The 7,969-nt window shown below is 37.3% G+C and carries 8 protein-coding genes and 2 pseudogenes; 7 read left to right on the plus strand and 3 right to left on the minus strand.

The features are described 5' to 3' along the window. Nucleotides 1-51: 51 nt before the first annotated feature. A complete protein-coding gene (locus EES38_RS16110) occupies nt 52-1,254 on the minus strand; it encodes an aromatic amino acid transport family protein (protein ID WP_124938257.1) in 1,203 nt (400 codons plus the stop codon). A 443-nt stretch (nt 1,255-1,697) separates the two neighbouring features. Next, nucleotides 1,698-2,574 (minus strand): annotated as a pseudogene (locus EES38_RS22545) (integron integrase). A 250-nt stretch (nt 2,575-2,824) separates the two neighbouring features. On the opposite strand from EES38_RS22545, the gene EES38_RS16120 reads away from it, so the two are divergent. From EES38_RS16120 to EES38_RS16150, 7 genes are all read left to right on the plus strand, one after another. After that, on the plus strand, nt 2,825-3,244 hold the full coding sequence (locus EES38_RS16120; protein ID WP_124938241.1) for a hypothetical protein: 420 nt from the start codon (nt 2,825-2,827) through the stop codon (nt 3,242-3,244). Nucleotides 3,245-3,426: 182 nt separating this feature from the next. Further along, complete coding sequence (locus EES38_RS16125) at nt 3,427-4,827, plus strand: SIR2 family protein (RefSeq protein WP_243694212.1); 1,401 nt, start codon at nt 3,427-3,429, stop codon at nt 4,825-4,827. Nucleotides 4,828-4,836: 9 nt separating this feature from the next. Further along, nucleotides 4,837-5,328: a TIR domain-containing protein gene (locus EES38_RS16130; protein WP_124938243.1), complete on the plus strand. Its 492-nt coding sequence runs from the start codon at nt 4,837-4,839 to the stop codon at nt 5,326-5,328. 96 nt (nt 5,329-5,424) lie between these two features. After that, nucleotides 5,425-6,078 (plus strand): hypothetical protein, encoded by a 654-nt coding sequence (locus tag EES38_RS16135; RefSeq protein ID WP_124938244.1) that lies wholly within the window; start codon nt 5,425-5,427, stop codon nt 6,076-6,078. Between the two features lie 35 nt (nt 6,079-6,113). Then, nucleotides 6,114-6,350 (plus strand): GNAT family N-acetyltransferase, encoded by a 237-nt coding sequence (locus tag EES38_RS16140; RefSeq protein ID WP_124938245.1) that lies wholly within the window; start codon nt 6,114-6,116, stop codon nt 6,348-6,350. A gap of 287 nt (nt 6,351-6,637) precedes the next feature. After that, nucleotides 6,638-7,189, plus strand: coding sequence for a hypothetical protein (locus tag EES38_RS16145; protein ID WP_124938246.1), 552 nt, complete (start codon nt 6,638-6,640; stop codon nt 7,187-7,189). 134 nt (nt 7,190-7,323) lie between these two features. Further along, a complete protein-coding gene (locus EES38_RS16150) occupies nt 7,324-7,809 on the plus strand; it encodes a DUF4365 domain-containing protein (RefSeq protein ID WP_124938247.1) in 486 nt (161 codons plus the stop codon). A 33-nt stretch (nt 7,810-7,842) separates the two neighbouring features. Here EES38_RS16150 and EES38_RS16155 read toward each other — a convergent pair. Then, nucleotides 7,843-7,969, minus strand: a pseudogene (locus EES38_RS16155) (IS110 family transposase); the annotation flags it as partial.

The following is a 7,969-nucleotide window of genomic DNA, read 5'->3' on the forward strand; positions in this document are numbered from 1 at the left end:
ATCTCAAATTTAATACGTTACGCCCTCATCACAGAGGGCGTAAACGGAAAATTAACCCACCGAAGCAATCACACCGCAACTGATCAATACCTGTACGGTCACGATAACCAAACCACATACACCAGTAAGAAACAGGGCGGGTGTTCCACCAAACGCGCGATAATGTTTTGGTCCTCCGCGACGTCTGACTTTCACCACCATCATTAATGGCAGAAAAATAGCTAAGACGGCTAGTGAAATTGCTGCGTAGCCCAACGCCATGATAAACCCTTGCGGATAGTACAGGGCGAATAGCAGAGGTGGTAAAAACGTAATGAGCGAAGCCACCGGGCGGTTCACCTTTTCATGCTTCTTACGCATGGTGTCACCTAGGAATTCAAACAGACCGAGACTGACACCTAAAAATGAGGTCAACAACGCTAAATCTGCAAACACACCAATAACCTGGCTTAAGTTAGAGTGATGAACAGTCAACGCCAATTGAGCGATCAATGCTCCTAATTCAGAGTTACCCTGTAACTCATTCTGGCTAACCACACCAAGGGTGACCAGTTGCCAGAAGATATAAATGATTAACGGAATAGCCGAACCAAAGATGATCGCTTTGCGCAGTGCCTTAGTATTGCCATCAAGGTAGTTGACGATAGCCGGGATGCTGCCATGAAAACCGAACGACGTAAAAATAACCGGTATCGCGGCGATAATCAGGCCATTTTGTACTGGCATACTGAGTAAGTAGTTTTCGGTGATATTGGGAGCGAGAAAGAACAGCACAGCAACCATGGCGATCATTTTGCCGGCGAATAAGAGACGGTTCACCCGATCAACCGCGCCGGTGCCAAATGTCACTACCACGGCAACAATCACCGTAAACAGCAGTGTCCCTTCAGAACCAGACAATGAGAATCCCGCGAGTTTATCAATTCGAGTGGTAAATTGTGCGCCGCCACCTGCAATGTAGGCCGCACATAACGAATAGAACAGAAAAAGCATCGAAAATGTTGCCACCCATTTCCCCGATGTTCCGAGAAACTCTTCCGCAAGGGTGTGTAATGTGGCGCGACTATCTGCGTATTGGTGAACTTCCACCATGAGTAATGCTGTAAAAGACATTAACAGCCACAGAGCGAACATAATTAGCAGCGAAGTGGTAAATCCGATACCAGCAGAGGCTAGTGGCAAAGCTAACATGCCAGCACCAATGGTTGTGCCCGCAATAATTAGCGTGCTACCAAAAATCTTGGATTTCATCATCATGTAAAAATTTTTGTACGTTAGTAGTAGGGGAGGCAGGAGAGAGTCGATCTCTGCCTTTCTTTGATATCTGGAATTGATATTAGGGCGCGATTCTGCCCAAAGGTGAGTGATTAGTCAATTAGCCCGAAGAAATTATTTACATTAGATGTATATTTTATTTTACGCCAATCAATTAGATAGATATTTCAAACAAGAGCCAATAAGTAGCGAGTTAGGTGAAATTGTAGTGCAAAAATAAGGTAACCGACTAGCGGTGTCTTGTGCTGATCTGACTTACTCATAGCGGGTTAACTATTACTGTTAATATTATTAATAGTTGTTTTATATAGAAAAATTGATTTTAACCCATGACTAATTAATGGTTTCCTGATATAAACTTTACATAAAATTGACATTTGAACTATTCGTTTCAACTGAACCGAATGGCGGTAGCGTGTCAGTTATTCGAGGGAATGACGTAAGATTTCGGATAGAGGACTCAAGACGCCATTTGCTCCTCGCTCTAAAACATGGGTATAGATTTGAGTTGTATTTAAGTCTGAATGACCGAGCTGTTCTTGTACCGTCCGAATGTCTGCTCCAGACTCCAGTAAGCGCGTAGCGAAACATCCCTCTTTCTAACCCATATTGACAAAGATGATTTGATGGGAAAAGGAATTGCCACTCAAGGCTTTGGGGCGCACTTGGAAACTTTTGCGCAAGTCTGTTGGGAATAGAAACGCCAATATAATTAGTGTTCTTTTTGTTTTGCGTATGTACATGCTGTACTAAGCCTATTTGAGCTTTTAAGGGTTCAGCGAGTTCACGGGCAAGTGTCACTATACGATTTTTACCACCCTTACTATCCCAAATTTGGAGTGCTCCATAATTGAAATCAATGTCTTTGACTCTTAAACGTACTGTTTCCATAAGTCTGAGGCCTGAGCCATACATAAGTTGAAATGGTAGTCTTGACTGCGTTGGTATTGCTTGAAAAAGCTCAATAATTTCTGTTTTAGGTAGGACGACTGGCAGCTTTCGTTGATTCTTTGAGTGTTTAAAATTCATGTCAATATCGAGAGGCGATTTTAGAAACTCTCGATATAAAAAAACTAATGCATTTAATGCTAGTGACTGTGTTGATGCAGAAACGTTTTTATTCACAGTTAAATAAGTTAAAAACCGTTCAACATTGTGACTATTGAGTTTTGCTGGATGTATATTGTTGTTAAATCGAATGAATTGAACAATCCAGTAAAGATAAGTTTGAATGGTACTGCGAGCGTAGTGTTTGACAAGCATAAACTCATGGATACTAGTTAGAAATGGTGACTTCATATTTTTACCTGTTAATTTATACAGTTCTTAATAAAAACATACTTGTAATAATTAACAAAGACACTGTCCGTATTTTGTGAATGAAGCCATATAAAATCATACTTTTTTTTACGAAAAATTATAGAGTTACCAGAAGTACAATAAATGAATAAAAATTATTATATGGACATTGTCCACATGACAATGTCCATATAATAACAGTTAGCTGTTTATCACCAATAGCGATAATAAATTAGGTTTGGAGTATTTAATGAATATAAATAGATTTATAGAAATTTATAAGAAACTTGACCAAGATGATAAATGTGATCTTGATGAAGTTATGGATGAAATAAAATTTTTTGAACAAAAATATCAAGAATTGAGTGAGCGCTTAAAAGAAATTTCGTCAAAAGAAATGGAAGTTTTATATAAAGAACAAGAAGATTTTGTTGCTGAGAAAGACATCTTACGCGAGAAAAATAGTCAAGAAAATTTTGGTCTTCATGATCAAGAAGATATCGAAAATAATAGATATAGCATTCAACAAGAAGAAGATGACCATGAGTTTGAAATTCTGATTAGCCAATACCCTAGGGGCTTGACTATTTTAGAAAATAAAATTGAAGAGAGTGAAACAAAAGCTGAGAATATAATAAATAGAGTGATTGAACGAAAAATTGATTTCTAAATAAACAGCTAACAAGACGAATCAATTGACAAAATATATGTCACGAATTTTGCTTCGCAAAATGTAGTGCCATATATTTTACAACTGTTCTTTGCGTTATGTGCTCAGGAAGTCATGAATATTAGCTCGGAAGTATGAAAGTGATTTTTAATAGAGAAACTGAAATCTTTATACGAGATTACGTGAAAGATTTGAATGAAGGGACTGCGGCGATTTTTGCTGGCGCAGGACTGTCTATCCCTGCTGGGTTTGTCAATTGGCAGGAATTGATGAGCGAAATTGCCTTTGACTTGGGTTTAGATATTAATGTCGAATCTGACCTTGTTTCGCTTGCGCAGTTTCATGTAAATGAAAATAGAACTAGGTCAAAAATTAGTCGTAAAATTCTTGAGGAGTTTGTTGATGAAACAGTGGAGACTGAAAACCACAGGATTCTAGCAAGACTGCCAATTTCATCTGTATGGACTACAAACTACGATGAGCTTATCGAAAAGGCGTTTTTAGCAGAAGGTAAAGTTTCAGATACAAAGCACAATGTCAAACAGCTGCTGAATAACAAGCCTAAAAGAGACGTCGTAATATTTAAAATGCATGGCGATGTATCTTGTCCAGCTGAGGCGATAATAACCAAAGAGCAGTATGAGCAATACCATCAGACGCATGAACCATTTATCAATGCTCTGACCGGTGAACTTACAACAAAAACTTTCCTGTTTTTAGGTTTTAGCTTTACTGATCCTAATCTTGACTATGTGCTCAGCAGGCTTAATTTTAGATACTCTGAAGATAAAAAGCAGCATTACTGCATCACCAAACGCCCAACTCTTGGCGATAGCAATAACCCAGATCAAGCAACATATGACTATAACGTCAGAAAGCAGGAGTTGATTATAAATGACCTAAAAAGGTATGGAATAAAAACACTTCTTGTCGATGGTTACGAAGAAATAACTGAGATTCTAAGAGAGATTGAGTCCCGATTTAAAAAGAAAACGATCTTTATTTCCGGTAGCGCTGAAGTTTACAGTCCTTGCGAAAAGCAAGAATCAATTGAGTTTATTCATAAGATATCTCGCTCATTAATTGAAGGTAATTTCAGAATTGTTAATGGATTTGGTTGGGGAGTTGGAAGCTCAGTGATAAATGGGGCTTTAGAAGCAATATATTCAAAACCATTAAAGTACTCGGATGATCAACTTATACTAAGACCATTCCCACAATTCAAAACTGGAGAAAAAGATCTTTCGGTTTTGTGGGATGAATATCGCCATAAGATGATCTCATTTTCTGGAATATCAATTTTCCTTTTCGGAAACAAAAACGTTGATGGTGAAATTGTTACTGCGGGTGGGGTCATTCGTGAGTTTGAAATTTCACATGCTTTGGGAAATATATGCATACCTGTTGCCTCAACAGGACATGCTGCTTACGAAATATACGAAAAAATACTGCCTTCTCTTGATAGTTATTATCAAAACGCAGAGGCTGCGAAAAAATATTTGGAGAAGCTGGCGGACGAGAAAGTATCTCTAGATGAAAAAGTTAAAACGCTAATTGATTTCATTTCTGACTTAACAAAATAAGGAGTTTTTATGGCTAGAAAAGCGTTCTATAGTTTTCATTATAAAAATGATAACTGGAGAGCTTCGACAGTAAGAAATATTGGTTCTGTTGAAGGTAATAAGCCTGCAAGCGATAACGATTGGGAAGAAGTAAAAAAAGGCGGCGATAGCGCCATTCAGAAATGGATTGATGGTCAAATGACTGGGAAATCTTGCGTTATCGTAATGGTCGGAGAGAATACGGCTGGGAGAAAATGGATTAAATATGAAATCAAGAAAGCCTGGGAATCTGGGAAAGGCGTTCTTGGGATTCAGATTCACAAGCTAAAGAATTCTTCAGGTGAACAGGGAAGTGAAGGCAGAAACCCATTTGATGACTTTACAATTGATGGCAAAAAACTATCTAGCGTAGTAAAGCTAAAAAAACCTTCACAGTCTACAAGTCAAGGGGTTTACAACTACATTAGTGAGAATATTGCTGATTGGATCGAAGAGGCTATAGACATCAGAAACGCCTACTAATGCACATAACAATCGGCTGCACAGGAAGCCAAAAGCTTCGCTTTTGTCTCCTGTGAGCCGGGCGTTATGTTATTAAGCAATAAATGGAGGTTAAAGTTGAATAATGACACCATAAATATGAGATTAAAGTTAGTTGACCCCGATCCAGTGACGGTCGTCGTAACTGCATTGGGGGCTATAAGCTCAATAGTTACTCTACTTAGCTACTATGAAAATAGAGTTGAGAAAAGGCAGCTAAAAGAAAAAGAAAAAAGAGTTCTTCAAACTCACATTGTTGAACATACAAGTATTATCGAATCATCAGTTTCGATAATACATGGTTCTATCTTCAAATTGAGAGTTTTTATAAATATAGCGCAACGTCAAAAAGGGCTGGTGGTAAATTCACCAACTCGCAAAGTTCAATTTACATTTGGGGCTATTTCCCTTTTTTTATCAGAAAAGCAATTTGAAGAATTTAAACAGAATCATCTAGTTGTTTGTAAAGAATCATCAAAAGTCATTGAGTCTGTTTACTCATTAACAAAGGTTTTATACGAATACGGTGTTGACTTCCCTCAAGCCTTGACGGAAAAGCTATCTCAATTAAAAGAACTCGCGAATAAGGTTGCATTTGAGCAAATGGAATTTGCTCAAGGGATAGATGCTTATGAAGCATTAATAGAGTTAACAAAAGATGTATCAAGGCAGCTCAAGGTTAGTCTCACAAGCAAGCCCCATCGATCTCCACCAATGACGCCTAGCATGTAACAAAACATAACAAATCGTTTTCGACTTATCGTTCAATGAAAATACTCAACGTTCATGATTTTATGGTTTCAGAACATCATAGAGGAAAAGGGTCGGGTAAAATTCTACTTAATGGTATTGAGCAATACTGTAACGCCAATGAGTATTCAAAAATCACCTTGGAAGTAAACGATAACAACACAGTGGCTAAAAAGTTATACCAGTCTTGTGGTTTTCAAGATTATCAAGTTGAGCAAAAAGACTTGAATCATTGGCAAAAGTATCTCGTTTAGCACGCACATAATAATGCGCTAAAGACGGACTAACAAACGTTTGGCATTTTTAGTTTGGGTTAAGTTTGGTGTTTATGGCATTAAATTTAGTTTTTTGCCAAGTTTGTTAGCCACTTAGCTTAGCGTTAGACTCAATAAGTTAGATAAGAAAATAAAATGATTGAAAAAATAGAAATGTAATTATTCATAATGAAATAAAACATCTTGAGACTCGTATTCATGATTTAAAGTGGAGTATCGGTTTATTTGTAAGCGTTATTGCTTTATTAGGTGCTGGCATATCGGTAATGTTTGGCTTTAATTATAAATCAGAAAAAGATTCATTAAGATCTTTTAGAAGTGAGCTTAGAAGTGAGCTTAGAAGTGAGCTTAGAAGTGAGCTTAGGAGTGAAATAAGAGATTCTATCGGTATAACTAACAAACCTAATATTATTTTACTCGATGTTACTGGTGAGGAACTTAATGGGAGAGTGATTCATTCGTGGTTAACTGATGACCATAATAGTACTAAAATTAATTTCCAATGGGTTGCTAAAAATATAGGAAAGGCTAGGAGTGGTGCTTTATTTCTTAAAGTTTACTCTTCTGATTTTATTTTTCCTGAACCTGATGTTGATAATACCAGTTATAAGTATTCTACGTTTGTTGATTCAAATAAATTCATGCCTAGTGAAGTATTTGGTAACGCTAGCATGATATATACCTCACATATAAAATTTGACTCATACCCTCAATTATCAATGAAGTTGAATCCAGAATTATTATTGCGTCTATATTATGGAGAAGGGCAATTTGTTGATGCTAGTGTTAAATTAAGTCTAACAAGGAGTTCCAATTGACCTAGTACTCTCACGAATTTTGGTTCCCAAAATTAGCTCCGGCACTCGGAAAATGAACTTTGCGTTAGGCATTTTTCGTAAGCAATAAGTTTAGTATTATCCGAAATCTAAATTTTGATTTAAGAGTCTCTAGTATGAACTTTCCCCAAAGAACGAATACGCATCGTTTAGAAGAAATGTCTAAACGATTTTTTAGCTCTAGTTTGCCGATTGAGTGGACTAGCGAGTCCCCTGAATATGATTATGGCGTGGATTTAAAAGTTGATATCTTTGATGGCAATGATGCTACATCCAAAGAGCTCCTTGTACAGCTAAAAGCTTCTCAATCATCACATGGTAGGGAGTATGAAGTCATTGATCTAAGTGTTTCAGCCTATAACCACCTTTGGGAAAAGTTACAGGTCGTAATGTTAGTTAAGTATATCGCTGAAGAAAACAAAGCGTATTGGTTGTTATTAAGTGAAGTTCCTGAGCCTCCACAAAACCAAGAAACGTTTAGAATTCGTATACCACGTTCTAACGATCTATCGAACATCGATTGGAATCAGATCAAGGATTATGTAAATGATGTGCACTATGACAAATTAAGAGCGCGGAGAAGACATCGTTTCCAAAGGTAGTAAATGCCTAACAAACGAGTATGGCGTCAATAGTTAATTTTTCGCCATATTTGCGTTCCACATAGTTCCATCTCTGAGCATCGAATTTAGTATCACAACCATCTTTCTAACGCAGGCAATGATCGCTACTTTCTTTGGTTTCCCAGCGTCAAGCAATCGT

This window comes from Vibrio viridaestus (assembly GCF_003856525.1).
Lineage (GTDB): Bacteria > Pseudomonadota > Gammaproteobacteria > Enterobacterales > Vibrionaceae > Vibrio > Vibrio viridaestus.